The sequence below is a fragment of the Sorangium sp. So ce590 genome (genome assembly GCF_051521365.1).
Taxonomy (GTDB): Bacteria; Myxococcota_A; Polyangia; order Polyangiales; family Polyangiaceae; genus Sorangium.
Genome location: NZ_CP150346.1, coordinates 10,933,625 through 10,952,275, shown reverse-complemented (window position 1 = coordinate 10,952,275; position 18,651 = coordinate 10,933,625). Strand labels below are relative to the sequence as shown.

Here is an 18,651-nt window from a genome sequence, read left to right as displayed (position 1 = left end):
CGCGCCCGGCGCCGCCGCGCCGCGAGCGCCTGGCCGCGGCTGCGGCCCCGCAGCGCGCGCCGCGTGGTAGACCTCGGCACATGGTGCTCGGCGCTTCCCACAACGAGATCGCCCTGGCGGCCTTCCTGCTCATCGTGGTGCTGCTCGCCGCGAAGATCGGCCGCATCGGCGAGGCCATCGGCGGGCTGTTCGAGCGGAACGCGCCCGCGGGGGACGGAGGCGCGCCCGAGGACAGCGCGGAGCCGCAGGAAGAGCGCCAGGAAAGCTGAGCGCGCCCCCTCGCCGGCGGCCCCGCCCGCGCTTGCGTTCTGTTTTGTTGGAATTCATAGTTTTTCGATGGCTGTGCACGAGCCGGCTCCACCGCGGCCGCCGCGGCGCGCGGAGATCGCGGCGCGGATCCCGCGCGGGTACTCCCCGGCGCTCCACCTCGCGGCCCCCACGGCGCTCGGCGCCCTCGTGCTCGCGGCGGCGGTGGGGCTCGTCGACGCGGTCGAGGCGGTCGAGCTCCTCGCGGTTCCGGCGACGCTGCTGCTCGCCTTCGCCTTCGAGTGGTGGGCGCACAGGTCGGTGCTGCACCGGCGGGCGCCGCTGCTCGGCGGGCTGTGCGAGCGGCACGAGCGCGAGCACCACCTCGCCTTCACCGCCGACGACATGGCGCTGCGGAGCGCCCGCGAGCTCTGGCTCGTGCTGATGCCGCCCTACTCGGCGCTCCTGGTCCTCGCCCTGCTGCTGCCGCTCGCCGCGGGGGCGGGCCTCGTGTTCTCGCGGGACGCGGCGCTGCTCGGGCTCGCGACGGCGATGGCGTTCTTCGTCAGCTACGAGTGGATGCACCTCGCGTATCACCTGCCGCCGGACAGCCCGGTGTACCGCGTCCCGGGGCTCGCGCGGCTCCGCGAGCACCACCGGCGGCACCACGACCCGCGGCTCATGAAGCGCTGGAATTTCAACGTGACCGTGCCCGTGTTCGACGTCGTCCGCGGGACGCGCTGGTCGCCGCGGCGGCGCAGCGGAGCGTAGCCGCCGCGCGCCGGGGCGCCCGCGGTGCCCGTGTGCTAACGGGTCGCGCGTGCAGACGCGGACCAGAGACGGCCTCGTCCTCCTGCTCGCCGGGGTCCTGCTCGGCGGCGGGCTCGCCTGGCTCGTCGGCCGGCGGCAGGAGAGCCCCCCCGCCGCGCCCCGCGCGCTCGACGCCGTGCCGGCGGGCGCGCTGCTCGTGGCGACGCTCGATCTGCCGGCGCTGCGCGCCTCGCCCGCGTTCGCCTCGTTCCTGCGCGAGGAGCGCGAGATCCCGGGGCTCGGCAGGGTGCGCGACGTGTGCGGCTTCGACCCGATGGCCGGGCTCACCGAGGTCGCCATCGCCATCCCGGCAGCGGGCGATCCCGGCGACTTCGGGCTCGTCGCGGCCGGCGCCGTTCAGGACGAGGCGCTGCTCGCGTGCGCCTCGAAGGTGATCGATGCCCGCGGCGGGCGGCCCGTCGTCGCCGCGCTCGGCAGCTTCCGCGCGGTGCGGGACGCGAGCGCCGAGGGCCGCGGCGAGATCGCGGTGCGCCCCGGCGGGCCGATCCTGCTCGGCGGCGGCGCGTACCTGCGCGCCATGGTCGACGCGGCCGACGGGCGCGCGGCGACCGTCGGCGCGAGCGCCGCGCACGACGCCATCGCCCGCGCGGTGGGCGAGGGCGCGGCGCGCGTCACCGTGGTCCTCACGCCCGAGCAGCGCGCCGAGCTCGGGCGCGAGCTCGCGCTGAGCGGCGCCGGCAGGTCGCCCGCGGCGTCGATCGTCTCCGGCGGCGCCGCCGTCGCGCTCGGCCCCGAGATCGCCGTCCACGCCGCCGTCCTCTGCGACGCCGAGGCCCCCTGCGCCGAGCTCGGCGCACAGCTGAGCGCCGCCCGCGACGCGCGCGCGGAGGACCTCGCGACGCGGCTCATCGGCCTCGGGGGCGTGCTCGAGCGCATCGCGATCGCCGCCGAGGGCAAGGCGCTCCACGCCCGCGTCAGGCTGTCGGCCGAGGAGGCCGGCGCCCTCGTCGACCGGCTCGCCTCGCTGCGCGGCCTGCGCCAGCCGTCGCTCTCGCCAAGAGAGCCGCCTGCGCCCGCGCCGCAGCCGCCCGCGCTCGAGGGCACCGCGCCGCCGCGCGGAGACGCCGCCGCGCCGCCGCCGGACGCGGTCATCACGCCGCGGCAGCGGACGAGGCCGGGCGACGGCGGCGCGCGGTAGCGCCGGCGGCGCGCGAGCAGGTACACCCGGGTCGCAGCGCAGCGACGACCGCGCCGCGCCGCGGCGGAGCGATTCCGTGGTCCGCCTGACGAGCGAGCCGTTCCGTCGGCGGAGCCGCGCGGCGCCGCCGAACGCGGGCCCCACGCCCTGTCCCGAACTCCTGTACGCTGAGCGTTGCCTTCGGACGGGATCGGCGCTCCGGTCCATCCCGCCGCGCAGCAGGTGGGTGGGGGCTTATCGCATGCAGCTGGTCGGGATCTCCGCCTCGGTGGTCGTCGGGACCCTCCTTGTGATCGCCCTCTGGGCGGTCCGCCGGCGGCTCCTCGCCCGCGAGCGCGAGCTCGATCGCAAGGCCGAGGAGCTCGCGGTGAGCCGCGCCGCTTCGCTGCGGCTCGACGAGGAGCTCGTCGAGGCGCGGCGGGCCGAGGAGGAGGCGCGCAGGGCGCGGGCCGAGGCCGAGGCGGCGAGCCGGGCGAAGAGCGCGTTCCTCGCCAACATGAGCCACGAGCTCAGGACGCCGCTCAACTCGATCCTCGGCTTCGCGCAGCTCATGGAGCGCGACCTCTCGCTCGGCGACCGGCACCGCGAGAACCTCGCGGTCATCTGCAAGAGCGGCGAGCACCTGCTCGGCCTCGTGAACGACATCCTCGAGATGGCGAAGATCGAGGCCGGCCGGATGACGCTCGCCGACGCCGACTTCGACCTCCACGCCATGCTCTCGGGGCTCTCCGAGATGTTCGCTGTCGAGGCGCAGAAGCGAGGGCTCACGCTCACCGTGGAGCGCGAGCAGGACGTGCCGCAGCACGTCCACGGCGACGAGGGGAAGCTCCGGCAGGTGCTCATCAACCTGCTCGGCAACGCGCTCAAGTTCACGCCCCGGGGCGCGGTGACGCTGCGCGTGTGGGCGCGGCGCGGGACCGGCGCGCCCGACGGCGCGGCGGCGGCGCGGACGCGGGTGTCGTTCGAGGTGATCGACACCGGCCGGGGCATGGCCAGGGAGGAGATCGAGGAGCTCTTCGAGGCGTTCGCGCAGACGGCGGCCGGGCGGCGGTCCGGCGAGGGCACCGGCCTCGGCCTGCACATCAGCCGGCGCATCGTGCGGATGATGGGGGGCGACATGCAGGTCGAGAGCCAGCTCGGCCGCGGGACGACGCTCCGCTTCGACGTGCGCCTCACGCTGGCCGACGAAGGCGACGCGCCATCCGGCGGCGGGGCGCGCCGTCCGCCGACGCGGCGGGTCGTCGGGCTCTCGCCGGGCCAGCCGAGGTACCGCGTGCTCGTGGTCGACGACCGGTGGGACGTGCGCCACTGCCTGCTGAAGCTGCTCGACTCGGTGGGCGTCGAGGTGCGCAGCGCGACAAACGGGCTCGGCGCCGTGGCCCAGTGGGAGACGTGGGCGCCGCACCTCGTCCTGCTCGACCTCCGCATGCCGCTGCTCGACGGCTACGAGGCGGCGACCCGCATCAAGTCGAGCCCGCGGGGGCGGGAGACGGTCGTGGTCGCGATGACCGCGAGCGCGTTCGAGCAGAACCGGTCGCTCGCGACGGAGGCCGGGTGCGACGATTTCGTGAGCAAGCCGTTCCGCGACGCGGACATCTTCGACCTCCTGACGAAGCACCTCGGGGCCCGCTTCGACCACGAGGATCGCCCCGCGGAGCGGCGGCCCGCGCCCGCGGCGCCGGCGGTCGACCTCGCGCGCGCGGCGGCCGGGCTGCCCGCGTCGCTGCGCAAGGACCTCCGGCGGGCGGCGACGCGGCTCGACGCCAAGGCCGTCCAGGCGGCCATCGACCGGTTCCGGCCGGAGGACGCGGAGCTCGCGGGGGCGGTGGCCGAGCTCGCGCGAGGGTATCGCTTCGACAGCATCTTGGCGCTATCGAGCGCTGACGAGGAGGAGCCGTCATGACGGACACCGACGCAAAGCCCGCACCTCGCGGGACGGCCCCGGGCGCGCGGCCGGAGCGCCCCAGGGACGAGCCCGCCAACATCCTGATCGTGGACGACATGCCGGCGAACCTGTCGCTCCTGACCTCGATGCTGACGGCGCAGGGGTACGAGGTGCGGGCGGCGATCAGCGGCGCGATGGCGCTGATGTCGGCGGCGGCGGCGCCGCCGGACCTCATCCTGCTCGACGTGAGCATGCCCCACATGGACGGCTACGAGGTGTGCCGGCGGCTGAAGGGGGACGCTCGGACGGCGGACATCCCGGTCATCTTCCTGAGCGCGATGACCGGCATCGGCGACAAGGTGATGGCGTTCGACGCGGGCGGCGTCGATTACGTGACGAAGCCGTTCGAGCTGCGCGAGGTGCTGGCGCGGGTGGCGACGCAGCTGCTCCTGCACCGGCAGCGCCGGGAGCTCGATCGGCAGCGCAAGGAGCTCGAGGACCGCTACGCGCAGGTCCGCCAGATGCAAGCGGCGCTGCGCGGGTACCTCTCCGACAGGGCGTGGGAGAGCATCGAGGAGAGCGTGTCGTCGAACCGGCCGAGCGCGCCGGCGCGCGAGGTGCTGACGGTGCTGGTCAGCGACATCGAGGAGTTCGTGCGGCTCTCGGAGCAGGAGGAGCCGGGGCCGCTGCTCGCGGATCTCAGCCTGTACATGGCGACGGTGGCGCAGGTCGTCTACGACCACAAGGGCGAGGTCGACAAGTACGTGGGCGACGGCATGCTCGCGTTCTTCCGGAGCGCGCCGGACGCGCTCGCGGCGGCGCAGGGGATCCAGCGGAGCATCGCGGCCTTCAACGAACACCAGCGCTCGCAGGGCCGGCCCGCCTTCCCGACGCGGCTCGGGCTCTCGACAGGGCCAGTCCTCCTGGCGAGCATCGGGTCGAGCGGCAGGCGGGAGTTCACGATCATCGGCGATCGCGTGAACACCGCGTTTCGGATTCAGGCGCACGCGAAGCCCGGTGGCCTGCTGATGGACGAGGCGACGTTCGCCGCGGCCGGGAGCCCGGCAGGGGCGATGCCCGCGCTAGTGCGGATCCGGGGCAAGCAGGGAGAGGAGAAGCTCTATGCCATGGCGCCGGAGGCGATCTTGGTGAGCGCAGACACGGCGCGAACCGACGGCGGCGGGGCCTGAGGGCTCACGCTCGCTGGAGGCAGCGGAGAGGCCGGCTCTTCAAGGGTGCTTCGAGCGTGACCGGGTTGCGCCGCGCCCGCGGGGCCACGCGAGATCGAGCCCGTGGATCGGGTGATCCGTCGAAATCATTCGTTCTTGAACCACGCAAGGCGCTCGTGCAATAGTCGCCGCGGAGGACAGGACGAACATGAAGCTTCGACATTGCATTACCTTGCTGGGCCTGCTCGTGACATCGGGAGTGGGCGCAGCCGCGTGCTCGGATGACGACGGCGACACGACGGGGGCGTCGACCTCGACCGGCACCGGCGCGGGCGGCGGCGGCGGCGGCGCGACCACCGGTACGGGCGGCGACGGCGGCGGCGCGACCACCGGTACGGGCGGCGCGGGCGCGGGCGGCGACGGCGGCGGCGACTCGGCCTGTGCCGATGGGGCGCTGCTCTGCGACGACTTCGAGTCGTACGAGGCCCAGGGCGCGCCCGGCGGCAAGTGGGAAGTCTACACGGCCATGGAGGGCTCCGCCGTCTCGGTCGACACGGCCATGGCGTACAGCGGCACCAAGTCGATCAAGGTGACCACGCCCGAGAGCTCGGGAGACAACAACTACAAGTCCGCCATGATCCAGTTCAAGGACGCGACCGCCTTGCCCGTCGAGGGGAACGTCATCCATGGCCGCATGATGTACTTCCTCGATGCCGCGCCTGACACGGACGTGCACTGGACCATCGCCGACGGCGCGGGCGTCGTTCCGGGCAAGGAGTTCGAGGGGATGCCCTACACCGCCGTGTACCGCTACGGCGGCCAGCATCCGATCGATGGCGGCAGCCAGCTCATGGCGAACTACGATACGCCCGGGCAATGGAGCAGTCCGCCGACGGCGCCGGCGACGGACTGCTGGCATCACGCCGAGGGGAAGGTGCTCCCGGTCGGCCAGTGGACGTGCGTCGAGTTCAGCTTCGACGGACCGAACAACGAGATGCGCTTCTGGCTGAACGGCGCGGAGATCGCCGAGCTCAAGATGTCCGGGACCGGCCAGGGCTGCGCCAACGGGGTGGAGAGCTTCGAGTGGACCGCGCCGGAGTTCACGAGCATCGGCTTCGGCTGGGAGTCCTATCAGGCCGACGAGCCCCGCACGATGTGGATCGATGACGTCGTGATCGGCACCGAGCCCATCGGCTGCCCGCCCGCGCAGTGAGCTCGCGCGGCTGAGCTCGTCAGAGGCGCGGAGGTGGACTCCGCGCCTCGTTCATTTCAGCTCCGGGGCCCGAGCCGGGAGGGGCTCCCCGGGCCTGCGGCCTGCGCGGAGCGTGGGGACGAATCGGGACGGGTGCTCGCGGCGGTGGACGATTGTCGGGCTCTCCGGTTGATCGCTCGCCGGGTCCGCTCTACGAGACGGCGGTGGTTCAACGCCTCACAAACATGGAGGTCTCCGCTGTGATGAAACCGGCCTATCCCCTCTCGCTGCTCGCCTCGTTCGTCCTGGTCGTTGCCGCCTGCGGCGGCGCGCCCGAGCCGGCCCCCGCGGTCCCCGACGTACCCGCCCAGCCGACGCAGCCCGCGCCCGAGACGCCCGCTGCGCCCGCGCCGGCGCCGGAGGCCGCGGCCAGCCCCCCGCAGGGCGACAGCGCCGCGCCCGCGCCCGCGCCGCCCGTGACCGTCGAGGTGCCCATCGAGGCGCGGACCAAGTCGAAGCTGAAGGGCTCCGCGACCTTCACCGAGGTCGAGGGCGGCGTGAAGGTCGCCATCCAGGTCTCGGGCGCTCCCAAGGGCAAGATCGCCGTGCACGTGCACGAGACCGGCGACTGCAGCGCGCCGGACGCGAAGAGCGCGGGCGCGCACTACAACCCCGATAACCACCCGCACGGCCTCCCCGACGCCTCGGCTCGCCACCTCGGCGATCTCGGCAACATCGAGGTCAAGCCCGATGGGACCGGCACCCACGAGATCGTCGCCCACGGCGCCAATCTCAAGCAGGGCGCCCCGAACAGCTTCCTCGGCCGCGCCATCATCGTCCACGAGAAGCAGGACGACGGCAGCCAGCCCGCCGGCAACGCCGGAGGGCGCATCGGCTGCGGCGTCATCGCGCAGAGCAAGTGACGCGGGCCGCCGCGCTGTACCACTGACACGTTGAATCCATCCTCCGGCGGCGCTCCGCGCCTCGGAGCCCCCTCCCCGGCAGCACGGGAGTCGCCCGCTCCCGTGTCACCGAGGAGGAGCGCTGACCAAGTTCCCTTGCTCCCGCGGGGCCGAGCCGGGAGCCGGGAGGCTCCTGCCGCTCATGAGCAGCACGGCGACGATCACCGCCGCCACCGCCGCCAGGACGAAGGGCGCCCGGGGAGGCGAGCGCAGCCGCCGCTCCCACGACACCAAGGAGTCCCTGTCGGGCAAGTCCGGGTCGGCGAGCGCCCTCTCGGAGGCCTCCTCGACCCGCGGCCCCGCCGGCGCGGTGCCCCCCTCCCCCCGCGCCACGGGACCGGCCTCCGCCGGCACGCACGGCCTGTCCCGCACGGTGACGGCCTCGCTCGGCTCCCCAGGACCGACCTCCGCGCCTGGAGCCGAGGGCGGCGGAGCCGGGGGAGACGGCCCCTCCGTTCGCAGCGCGAACGCCACGCCGCCCGGCGACGGACCGGAGCCCGTGGCCACGGAGATCGGGCCGCGCTCCCCCGCGTCGATGCCGTCCACGCCGGCGTGCGCGCCGGCCAGCGAGTCGCGCAGGCCCCCGCGGAGCACGCGCTCGATGCGCTCGACGAGCGGCTGGGCAGCGGGCGGCGCGAACGGGCGGAGCGCCAGCACGAGCTCCGCCAGGTCGGGCCAGCGCCTGTCGCGGTCCCTCTCGAGACACCGCATGATGATCGGATCGATCTCCGGCGTGAGCCCGCGGCGGACCTTCGACGGCAGCGGCGGCACGAACTGGCCGCCGAGCACGAGCGAGACCGTCTGGACCGAGCGGGCGTGCATCGGATACCGGCCCGTGAGCAGGACGTAAAGCAGCGAGCCGACCGCCCAGATGTCCGCGCGCGCGTCGACGTCGCGCTGCCCGCGCATCTGCTCGGGAGGCATGTAGTGCGGCGTCCCGAGCATCTGGCCCGTGCTCGTCCGCATCTCGGCGACCCCCAGCGACGCCGCCTCCGATACCTTGGAGATCCCGAAGTCGAGCACCTTGATGCACGGCATGCCCTCGCGGGTGTGCGTCAAGAAGAGGTTGGCCGGCTTCACGTCGCGGTGCACGAGCCCCATCGCGTGGGCCTCCGCGAGCGCGTCGCAGGCCTGGATCACGTAGAGCGTCGCCTCCTCGATCGGCAGCGGGCCCCGCTTCTTGCGGAGGACCCGGAGATCGCGGCCGTCGAGGAACTCCATCACCAGGAAGGGCAGCCCGCTCTCGAGCCGCCCGACGTCGTGCACCTTGACCGCATGCTCGCTCTTGAGCCGCGCCGCGATCCGCGCCTCCCGGAGGAAACGCCCGCACATCTCCGGGTCGGCGGCGGTGGCCGGCAACAGCAGCTTGATCGCCCGGAGCTCACCGAGCTCCATGTGGGTCGCGGCGACCACCGCGCCCATCGCCCCCTTGTCGAGCAGGCGATCCACGCGGTACTTGCCAGCGATCAGGGTGCCGACCTCCAGCCCTTGGATCTCTTCCAGGCCGCGCATGTCCAAAGCCTCCGACCGAGAGCGCCGCGCCGCAATGCCCACCCTATCGCAATGGCCGGCTCAGCCGCCTCTCTGCACCCCGCTCGCCTTCTTGATCTCAACCGTCCGCCGCGCGCCGCCCGACTCGATCGTGAGCTCGACCGCGGCGTTCTCCTGCGCGTTCAGCAGCCCATAACGCAACGCGTCAAAGTTGGCGAGCGGCCGGCCGTTGACGGCCACCACCACGTCGCCGACGCGGACGCCGGCGGAGGCGGCGGGGCTGCTGTCGTCCACGGCCACCACCACGGCGTCGCCGCTCGTCTTCAGCTCGCCTTCGAGCAGGGGGAAGATGGGCGCCGCCGTCAGCCCGAACGCGCTCACGGTGCGCCGGTAGCTCTGCACGGCCGCGTCGAAGCTCTCCTTGCGCATGCGGTAGCGCGCGACGGCCATCACGGCGCCGTCGCGCTCCTGGAAGCGCGCGTCGACGCGCTCGGGGGTGGCGAACGCGCCGACTTGCTTCAGGTACCGGCTCGCCTCGGCCTCCGCCATGCCGGCCCGCCGCGCGCCGCCGCCGCGCGCCTGGAGGAAGCCATACGCCTGCGACCCCGCGAGCGCGGGCACGACGTTGCTCGCGAGCCGCGAGATCGCGTCGGCGCGCGCGGCCGACAGCGCCGCCTCGCGGGTCTCGCCGGTGCCCTCGCCGACCACGAAGATCGCGTCGCCCTCGGCGGCGAACGGCTGCTGCATCCAGGGAGGCATCTCGTCGGCCGGCGGCGCCGCGCGCCACCCCGCGCTCGCCGCGGGCGCCGCGCGCCACCCCGCGCTCGCCGCGGGCGCCGTGGCCGCCCCGGCGGCGGGGCGCGGGCGGCCCCAGCCGAGGTACGCGAAGCCCACGCTGAGGATCAGCAGCGCCGCCGCCGCCCCGACCGCCGCGAACGCCCACCGCGCGCCGGGGCCGCCGGCCGCGGAGGCGGTCGCGGCCCGCGCACGCCGGCGCGCCGTCGCCACCCCGGACGACGGCGCCCCCGCTGCCCCTGAAGCCAGCCCCCGCGACGCCGGCGCCCCCGCTGCCACCGCTGCCGCCGAAGCCGGCGCGCTCGCCCCCGGCGCCCCCGCTGCCGCTGCCGTCAGCGCCGTCCCCACGGCGGCCGAGCGCATCGTCGCCGCCGCCGGCGCGGGCATCCTGGAGGGCGCGTGCGGCGGCTCCAGCGCGGCGCCTAGCCGCTTCAGCGCCGGCCGGAGCGGCAGGAACGAGAGCGGCGCGTTGCACCGCTTGCACGGCATGTACGGCTCCCGGTCCTCGAGCGCGGCCTGGGCGGCCTCCCTCACGTCGAGCAGCGTCTGCCGGGGCGCATTGCACCGCTCGCAGGCGCCGTCGACGAGCGCCGAGGCCACGACCGCCCGCAGCGGGGGCGCCGCCGAGGCGAGGTGCTCGAGCAGCGCGACAGGACAGCCCTCGATCTGGATCGACGTCACCTCGTCGCCCAGCGCGCGGAGCGACAGCTCGAGCGCCCGCGCCCCCTCGGGCGTCACCCCCGCCCCCCCGGTGAGATCGAGGACCAGATCCCCCTCGATCCCGTCGAGCGCGCGCTTCCACCGGACGTGCGCGTCGAGCTTTCCGCGCACGCGGATGCGCGTCCCGCGCTCGTCCACCGTCTTCTCGATCGCCTCGCGGGTCCCGGCGTCGAGCCGCGCGATCTCGTCGAGCGCGACCCGCACGTCCTCGGGCAGCTGGATCCCCGCGTGGCTGACCGCGAACGCGAAGTAGCTCTCGGCGTCGTCGTCGAACACCGCCGCCCCGCCGCAGCGCGGGCAGGGGCTCGCGGGCGGCTCGTGCGTCCTGACCAGGTGCGCGTCCCTGTCGCAGTCGAACAGCCGATCGAACGTGGCGCCGCAGCGCTCGCACCGGTACGGGCCGTAGAAGGACACGACGCGCCCGTCGCCGAAGAAGCGGCGGATCATGCTGACCTGGTTGACGATCGGCTCGGTACAGCGGCCGATGTAGACCTCGGACGCGTTCAGCGAGACCTCGGCCAGCATCGCCATCCACTCGCGCACGCCGAACGACGTGACCCGCTGCACCCCGCCCAGATCGAAGAGCACGCGGCCCGAGATGCCCCGCGCGACGGCGAGCCCCTGGAGCTCCTCGGTCATCCGCCCCGACAGCGAGACGATCAGCAGGCTGCCCAGCCGGCGCTTTGTCACCGTGAGGGCCCGGGGCCCGTGCGCCCCCTCGGGCTCGGCCCCGGAGACGGCGTCCACGAGCGACGGCGACGGGTGCCTCCGCGAGCGCGGCGGCGGCGAATCCAGGTCCTGCGCGGACCCGAGCCGCGACGCCGCAAAGAGCGGCGCCGACAGCTTCGTGGCGACCCCGCCGGGGCGCTCGGTGCTGAGCGCGCCCTGCGGCGCCGGGGCCACGACGTCCAGCTCGCCCGCGAACGAGTCGTCGTTCTGGATCGACTCCTGCTTCTGGACGATGTGCGAGAGGAGGTCCGCCTCCGAGGAGAGCGCGCCCCGCCACGCCTCCACCCGCTGGCCGAACAGCTCCGCCATGAACGACGATAGGGCCAGCGACGAGGTGGCGAGCCGCTCCTCCCGGGCGAAGGCCTCGAGGTCGATCTGGAGGTCCCGCGCGGTCGCGTACCGCCTCTCCCGGTCCCGCTCCAGGCACTTGAGCACGATCCGCTGGAGCTCCGGCGGGTAGTCGCTGCACACCTGGATCGGCGGCAGCACCGGGTCCTCGACGATCGCCCGCATCAGCTCGAACTCGGTGACGCCGCGCCGGAACAGCCGGCTGCCCGTCGACATCTCGTAGAGCAGGATGCCGACCGAGTAGATGTCGCTCCGGCGATCGAGCTGCTCGCTCGTGCACTGCTCGGGCGACATGTACGGGACCTTGCCCTTGAGCGCGCCGTCGCGCGTCTCGTTGACGCGGTTCGCCGCCTTGGCGATCCCGAAGTCGAGGATCTTCACGGCCCCGTCGTACGTGACGAACACGTTGTGCGGGGACACGTCGCGGTGGACGATGTCGAGCGGCCTGCCGTCGAAGCCGACCTTCTCGTGCGCGTAGTGGAGCCCGGCCGCGACGCCGGCCGCGATGGTGATCGCGTGCTCGAACGGCATCCGCCGGTTCGCCGACCGGAGCGACTTCTTGACCGTCCTGAGGTCCTCGCCGTGGAGGTACTCCATGGCGATCACCGGGACGCCGTCGACCTCCTCGATGTCGTACATCTGGACCAGGTTGGGGTGGTCCAGGGTGGCGGCGATGCGGGCCTCATCGAGGAACATCCGCACGAACTCGGGGCTGTCGATGAGGTGCGGGAGGATCCGCTTGACGACGCAGATCTTCTTCACGCCCGAGATGCCCGCGACGGAGGCCACCCAGATCTCGGCCATCCCGCCCATGCCGATCTTCTTGAGCAGGCGGTACCTGCCGAGCGAGGCGAGGCGGCGCGATCCGGCGCTCAGGGGGCCGGCGGCGTGGCGCTCGGTCATGCGCTCGCCTCCGCCGTGCGGGCCGGCAGCGTCACTTCGGAAGGAGCGCGGCAGGCGATCATGGTGCTCATCGAGGGCCTTCGGCCTGGGACTTCGCGAAGCGGACGGTGCGGCGCTCACCGCGCGACTCGATCTGGAGGGCCATCGTACCATCGGCCGGGGTGCGCGCCCACGCGTCCGCCGCGGTCTTCCCGAAGGCCTCGACCGAGTGGACCGGGCGCTCATCGACCGCGAGCACGATGTCCCCCGCGGCGATCCCCGGCTCCGCGCCGCGCCGCGGGCGCGGAGCGGCGACGACGACGAGCTCGCCGGAGGTGCGCGCGCTCGCCTCGAGCTGGGGGAAGAAGCGCGCCACGGTGAGCCCCTGAAACGTGGCCGTCTGGCGGTAGCTCTCCGCGGCCGCGTCGAAGCTCCGCCGCGGCAGCCTGTAGCGCGCGAACGCGAGGACGCGGCCGCCTTCCCGCCGCACGACGGCGTCGACGCGCTCGGGCGTCGCGAACGACCCGACCTGGGCAAGGAAGCGCCGGGCGATGCGCTCGACGACCTCCGCGCGCTGCTCGGGCCGGGTCTCGGCCGGCGGGTGCAGGGCCACCAGCCCGACAAGGGGTGAGCTCGCGAGCTCGGCGGCGAGGCCGGACGTGAGGCGCTCGATCGCGCTGCTGCGCGCCGCCGCGAGCGCGTCCGCGTCGTCGGCCGCGGGGCCGCCGCGGCCGACGACGAAGACGCTGTCGCCCTCGATGACGAACGGCCGCTCCACCCACGCGGGCGGGAGATCGTCGATGACAGACCAGCCCGCCCGCGCTCGGCCGCTCGCCGAGGGCGCCGGCGCGCGCGTGGCCATCGCGGGCGCCGCCGGGACCGCCGGGGCCGCCGAGGCCGCGGGCGCCGCGGCGGGCGCCGCCGGCGCCGCGACGCCCGCGATCGAGGCGCGCGGCCCGGCGCGCCAGACCGCGAAGCCGGCGGCCACGAGCGCCACCCCGACGAGCAGCGCGACGAACGCCGCGCTGGCGCCCGCGCCGGGCTGCGGCGGCGGCGCCGCCGCAGCGGCCGGCTGCGGCGAGGCGCTCGACGGAGGCAGGGCCGGCGGCGGGGCCGAGGGCGGGCGCGCCGCGTGGGCGGCGAGCAGCGAGAGCAGCGAGCGGGAGCCGTCGAAGGCGAGCGGCGTGTTGCAGCGCTTGCAGGTGACGCGCGGATCCTTGCCGCCGCGGAGCAGGTCCGCGTGCTTGTCGACCTCGACGAGCGCCGTCCGGAGCGCGCTGCAGGACGCGCAGCGGCCCTCGACGACCGCGGACTCGATCCGCGCGAGCTGCGGCCAGGAGGGGCGCGCCACGCGCTCGGCCAGCAGCGGGGGACAGCCCTCGATGCGGACCGCCTCGACGGCGCCCTCGAGCTTGTGGAGCGCCGACTCGAAGCGCGCCGCGCCGTCGGCGGTGACCCCGGGGACGCCGCTGAGGTCGAAGACGACCTGGCCCTCGAGGCCGTCGATGATGCGGCTCCAGCGGAGCGAGGCGGTCAGCGTGCTCCCCACCTTGAGCCGCGTGACGCGCCCCTCGACGGACTTCTCCACCGCGTCGCCGCCCGACGGCTCGTCGCCCTTCTCGAGCTCGAGGAGGACCTCCCGCACGTCCGGCGGGATGGCGCCGGTGCCGTGCTGGGCGACGAACCCGAAGTAGGTCTCCGCGTCGTCGTCGAAGGCGCCGGCGCCGCGGCAGCGCGGGCACACCGCCTCGGGCGGCTTGCCCTCGGCGAGCGCGGCCGCGTCGAGGGCGCAGTCGACGAGCCGCTCGAACTGGGCGCCGCACGACTCGCAGCAGTAGGGCGCGTAGAACGAGACGACCTGCCCGTTCCCGGCGAACCGCCGGATCATGCTGAGCTGGTTGACGACCGGCTCGGAGCAGCGCGCGAGGTAGAGGGCGCGGAGGCGGGGCTGGGCCGCCTGGATCATCTGGAGCCACTCGCGGACGCCGAACGACGTGATCCGCTCGACGCCGGCGAGATCGAGCAGGACCCTGCCGTCGAGCTCCCGGGCGAGCGCCGCTCCCTTGAACGCCTCGGTCATGCGCCCGGCGAGCCGGACGACGAGGACCTCGCCGATCCTGCGCCTGTCGAACACGAGGCTGTCGAGGCGGCCGGAGGCGCCGGCGGGCGGCACGCACCGCGTCGGCGCGACGCGCTGCGACCAGGCGGACAGCGACGACCGATCCACGGTGGTGGGCATGCGCGCCGACGAGACAGGCGCCGAGGGGGGCGCGGGGATCAGCGGGCGCGACGCCCGGCGGCCGTTCGGCGCCACGCGGACGGTCGGTCGCACCTCCTCGACGGCCGGCCACGCCTCCGCGACGGCCGGCCGCGCCTCCTCGCCGCCGTCGTGCGCCGCGCGCAGCGTCCCCGGCGCGGCGCGCTCGCTCCTCGGCAGCGGGGCGGGCGCCTCGGAGAGGACGGTGAGGGTCATGGTCTGGTTGTGCAGGTCGCAGTGGCCGGCGGCGTAGGGCGAGATCTCCCCGTACGAGTAGAACCCCGTCACCTGCGTGCCCCGCGGCAGCACGCCCACCACCGCCTCGACCTCCTCCTCGGCCCGGTCGCCCAGCACGATCCGCCGACCCACGCAGCTGATCGCGATCGCCAGCGCGCTCTCGCCCGCCACCGCCGGCGCCGCCGCCCGGCCCGCCTCGCTCGCCGCCCGCGCCGCCTGCTCCGCCCCCCCGATCAGCCGCTCGAAGTCCGCCTTCATCAGCTGCACGAGGTGGCCTTCCGGCACGTCCCCCGCGAACGTCATCGACTGCCGCTCGTGGTCCACCGCCAGCACCGTGCGCACGAGGAACTTCTCGTCCCGCGCCGTCGCGCGCAGCGACAGCGGGAACAGCAGCGCCGACGCCGGCAGCTCCGACGCCTTGTCCCCGAGGTACTCCTTGTACAGCGACAGCGCCGGCCTGCCGTCCACCTCGTACAGCACGTTCCCCGCAGAGCGCGTCACCACCCGCTCCGGACCGAACTTGTCCCAGCCCCCCTTGGACCCGTGCTGGATCACCACGTGCTCGCCGTACAGCCCCACCGCCGCCACGACCCCGCTCCGCACCGTGTCCCCGATGCACACCCACGTCCGCTGAAACCGCGTCCCGTCCCCCGACAGCCCCCCGGTCACCACCACCGACTCCGGCAGCACCGCGTTCATCCCCGCCACGAGCTGGCTGCCGTTCACCCCCAGCCCCTCCGACAGCACGAGCACTCCGCGCAGCCCCGGCCGGTCCAGCTTGCGCGCAAGCGCCTGCCCCGCCGCGAACGACCCCGACGCGCTCGCCACCTCCACCTGCGCCGCCGACAGCGCCGTCCGCTCGAAACGCGCCACCGCCACCGACAGCGTCCCGTCGCGCACCGACGTGCCCGCGATCTCCCCCGCGCTCGAGCACCCCACCATGTGCGATCTCGGGTACGCCCGCCGCAGCTCACGGATCGCTCCCGGGTCGTCCAGGAACTCCGGCGCGCCGAACACGAGCACCAGCGTCCGGTCGCTGTCGAGCGCGGGCAGCGCCCGCACCGACCACTTGCCAGTCTCGCGCGAGAACGAGAACGTCTCGCGCCGCATCCCGGGCGCCGCGCCCGACGCCGGCGACACGAGCGACAGCGGGTCGAAGTGGGTATCGGACGCGACCTCGAGCTCCTCGAACTCCGCCATCCCGCCCGCCGGCTGCGCGACGACGCGGGCGGCCACGGCCGGCGTCCCCTTCGGGGGGCGCGGTCTTCGCTCCCGCGGGCCTTCGCCACGGACGAGCAGCGGGGAGCTCACCTCGGAGAGGACGGTGAGGGTCATGGTCTGGTTGTGCAGGTCGCAGTGGCCGGCGGCGTAGGGCGAGATCTCCCCGTACGAGTAGAACCCCGTCACCTGCGTGCCCCGCGGCAGCACACCCACCACCGCCTCGACCTCCTCCTCGGCCCGGTCGCCCAGCACGATCCGCCGACCCACGCAGCTGATCGCGATCGCCAGCGCGCTCTCGCCCGCCACCGCCGGCGCCGCCGCCCGGCCCGCCTCGCTCGCCGCCCGCGCCGCCTGCTCCGCCCCCCCGATCAGCCGCTCGAAGTCCGCCTTCATCAGCTGCACGAGGTGGCCTTCCGGCACGTCCCCCGCGAACGTCATCGACTGCCGCTCGTGGTCCACCGCCAGCACCGTGCGCACGAGGAACTTCTCGTCCCGCGCCGTCGCGCGCAGCGACAGCGGGAACAGCAGCGCCGACGCCGGCAGCTCCGACGCCTTGTCCCCGAGGTACTCCTTGTACAGCGACAGCGCCGGCCTGCCGTCCACCTCGTACAGCACGTTCCCCGCAGAGCGCGTCACCACCCGCTCCGGACCGAACTTGTCCCAGCCCCCCTTGGACCCGTGCTGGATCACCACGTGCTCGCCGTACAGCCCCACCGCCGCCACGACCCCGCTCCGCACCGTGTCCCCGATGCACACCCACGTCCGCTGAAACCGCGTCCCGTCCCCCGACAGCCCCCCGGTCACCACCACCGACTCCGGCAGCACCGCGTTCATCCCCGCCACGAGCTGGCTGCCGTTCACCCCCAGCCCCTCCGACAGCACGAGCACTCCGCGCAGCCCCGGCCGGTCCAGCTTGCGCGCAAGCGCCTGCCCCGCCGCGAACGACCCCGACGCGCTCGCCACCTCCACCTGCGCCGCCGACAGCGCCGTCCGCTCGAAACGCGCCACCGCCACCGACAGCGTCCCGTCGCGCACCGACGTGCCCGCGATCTCCCCCGCGCTCGAGCACCCCACCATGTGCGATCTCGGGTACGCCCGTCGCAGCTCACGGATCGCTCCCGGGTCGTCCAGGAACTCCGGCGCGCCGAACACGAGCACCAGCGTCCGGTCGCTGTCGAGCACGGGCAGCACCCGAACGGACCACTTCTTCGTGTCTCGATCGTAATGGAACGTCTCGAGGATCATGGGGCTCGTCCCCCTGAGGCTACAGCACGCGGGCCACGACGAGCGTCATGTCGTCGTCGAGCGAGCGCTCGCCGCGGAACCGGGAGACCGCCCCGACGATCGCGTCCCTCGCCTCCTCGGGCGCGTACGTCGCGACGCTCTGGAAGAGCGCGCGCAGCCGCCTCTCGGTGAACTGCTCGCTCGACGCGTTCTCGCACTCGGTCACGCCGTCGGTGAACCAGAGGAGGGCATCGCCGCCCTCCAGCTGCACGGTGCTCGCCGCGTACTCGGCCGAGCGCGCTGCCCCGAGCGGCGAGCCCTGCGCGGCGAGCTGGCGGAGGGTGTTGTTCCTGACGAGGTACGGGAACGGGTGGCCCGCGTTCGCGAGGGAGAGCGAGCGGGCCGCCGGATCGAAGATGCACGCCGCGCAGGTCATCAAAAACTTCTGCTTCCCCGCCTCGAAGATCGAGCAGTTCATGAGCCGGAGCAGCTGCGCGACGCCGAGCTCCTCCCGCACGAACGTGCGCGCGATGTCGCACGCGGCCTTCGCCGCCCCCGTGATGATCGCGGAGGAGATGCCGTGCCCTGTCACGTCGCCGATGACCGTGAGCAGCTTGCCGTCCGGCAGGTCGTGGAAGGTCCACCAGTCGCCGCCGCACTCCGCCGCGGGCTGGAAGTGGCCGGCGAGCCGCAGCGAGCGCCGCTCGATGACGTCGTCGCTCGGCACGAGCATCTGCTGGACGGCGCGCGCGACCTCGAGCTGCTTCTTCAGCGACGCCCGCTCGGCGGTGTCGTGGAGCAGCTGCACGAGCCGGTCCCCGAGCGCGACGAGCTGGACGCGGACCTCGTGGATCGCCTCGTCCGCCTCGCTCGCCGGGGCGGCGCCCTCGGTGTCGCTGCCCGGCGCCGCGCCGCTCAGGGAGAGCAGATCGCTGAGCTTTGTCGCGAAGCGCCGCTTGGCCATGGAGATGGTCGAGTCGACGTCGAGCGGCCGCGCCGGCTCGACCTGCGAGCTGGCGGCGTCGTGGAAGATGGTCAGCGCGTCCCCGATGGCGACGACGACGCTGCGGAGGCGGTCGCGCTCGGCGAGCAGCTTGCGATGGAGCGCGCCCATCTCGTTCGTCGAGAGGTCGAGCGACCGGGTGAGCAGGCTCCTGTCGTCGGCGACGTGGCGGTAATGCTCGCTGATGCGCGCGACGACCTTGTTCCAGGTCTCCCTGTCGGGCGGCTCGCCGAGGTCCTCCAGGCCGAGGCGCCTGAGCTGCCGTGCGAGGAGCGGATCGATCTCAGCCATGGCGTCCCTCTCGGCCGGGCTGCGCTGGGC

The 18,651-nt window shown here is 74.3% G+C and carries 11 protein-coding genes; 7 read left to right on the top strand and 4 right to left on the bottom strand.

The window, feature by feature from the left end; genetic code table 11:
• The first annotated feature begins 80 nt into the window (after positions 1 to 80).
• From WMF28_RS41560 to WMF28_RS41530, 7 genes are all read left to right on the top strand, one after another.
• A complete protein-coding gene (locus WMF28_RS41560; RefSeq protein WP_437599281.1) occupies positions 81 to 269 on the top strand; it encodes a hypothetical protein in 189 nt (62 codons plus the stop codon).
• 67 nt (positions 270 to 336) lie between these two features.
• Positions 337 to 1,017 (top strand): sterol desaturase family protein, encoded by a 681-nt coding sequence (locus tag WMF28_RS41555; RefSeq protein ID WP_437599280.1) that lies wholly within the window; start codon positions 337 to 339, stop codon positions 1,015 to 1,017.
• 49 nt (positions 1,018 to 1,066) lie between these two features.
• Positions 1,067 to 2,215 carry a hypothetical protein gene (locus WMF28_RS41550; RefSeq protein WP_437599279.1) on the top strand — a complete coding sequence of 383 codons (1,149 nt, stop codon included), beginning with the start codon at positions 1,067 to 1,069 and terminating at the stop codon, positions 2,213 to 2,215.
• 241 nt (positions 2,216 to 2,456) lie between these two features.
• The gene (locus tag WMF28_RS41545; RefSeq protein ID WP_437599278.1) at positions 2,457 to 4,118 is read left to right on the top strand and encodes an ATP-binding protein; all 1,662 of its coding nucleotides are present in this window, start codon (positions 2,457 to 2,459) and stop codon (positions 4,116 to 4,118) included.
• Positions 4,115 to 5,290, top strand: a complete 1,176-nt coding sequence (locus WMF28_RS41540) for a response regulator (protein WP_437599277.1) — start codon at positions 4,115 to 4,117, stop codon at positions 5,288 to 5,290. The genes WMF28_RS41545 and WMF28_RS41540 overlap by 4 nt, the downstream gene beginning before the upstream one ends.
• A 187-nt stretch (positions 5,291 to 5,477) precedes the next feature.
• Complete coding sequence (locus WMF28_RS41535; protein ID WP_437599276.1) at positions 5,478 to 6,482, top strand: hypothetical protein; 1,005 nt, start codon at positions 5,478 to 5,480, stop codon at positions 6,480 to 6,482.
• A gap of 242 nt (positions 6,483 to 6,724) precedes the next feature.
• Positions 6,725 to 7,384: a superoxide dismutase family protein gene (locus WMF28_RS41530; RefSeq protein WP_437599275.1), complete on the top strand. Its 660-nt coding sequence runs from the start codon at positions 6,725 to 6,727 to the stop codon at positions 7,382 to 7,384.
• Positions 7,385 to 7,489: 105 nt separating this feature from the next.
• On the opposite strand, the gene WMF28_RS41525 is transcribed toward WMF28_RS41530, so the two are convergent.
• From WMF28_RS41525 to WMF28_RS41510, 4 genes are all read right to left on the bottom strand, one after another.
• Complete coding sequence (locus WMF28_RS41525; protein ID WP_437599274.1) at positions 7,490 to 8,935, bottom strand: serine/threonine-protein kinase; 1,446 nt, start codon at positions 8,933 to 8,935, stop codon at positions 7,490 to 7,492.
• A 60-nt stretch (positions 8,936 to 8,995) separates the two neighbouring features.
• Positions 8,996 to 12,409, bottom strand: a complete 3,414-nt coding sequence (locus WMF28_RS41520) for a protein kinase domain-containing protein (RefSeq protein ID WP_437599273.1) — start codon at positions 12,407 to 12,409, stop codon at positions 8,996 to 8,998.
• Positions 12,410 to 12,476: 67 nt separating this feature from the next.
• Entirely contained in the window at positions 12,477 to 17,348 is a 4,872-nt protein-coding gene (locus WMF28_RS41515) for an FIST N-terminal domain-containing protein (protein WP_437599272.1), read from the bottom strand.
• A gap of 19 nt (positions 17,349 to 17,367) precedes the next feature.
• Entirely contained in the window at positions 17,368 to 18,621 is a 1,254-nt protein-coding gene (locus WMF28_RS41510; protein WP_437599271.1) for a PP2C family protein-serine/threonine phosphatase, read from the bottom strand.
• Positions 18,622 to 18,651 lie beyond the last annotated feature (30 nt).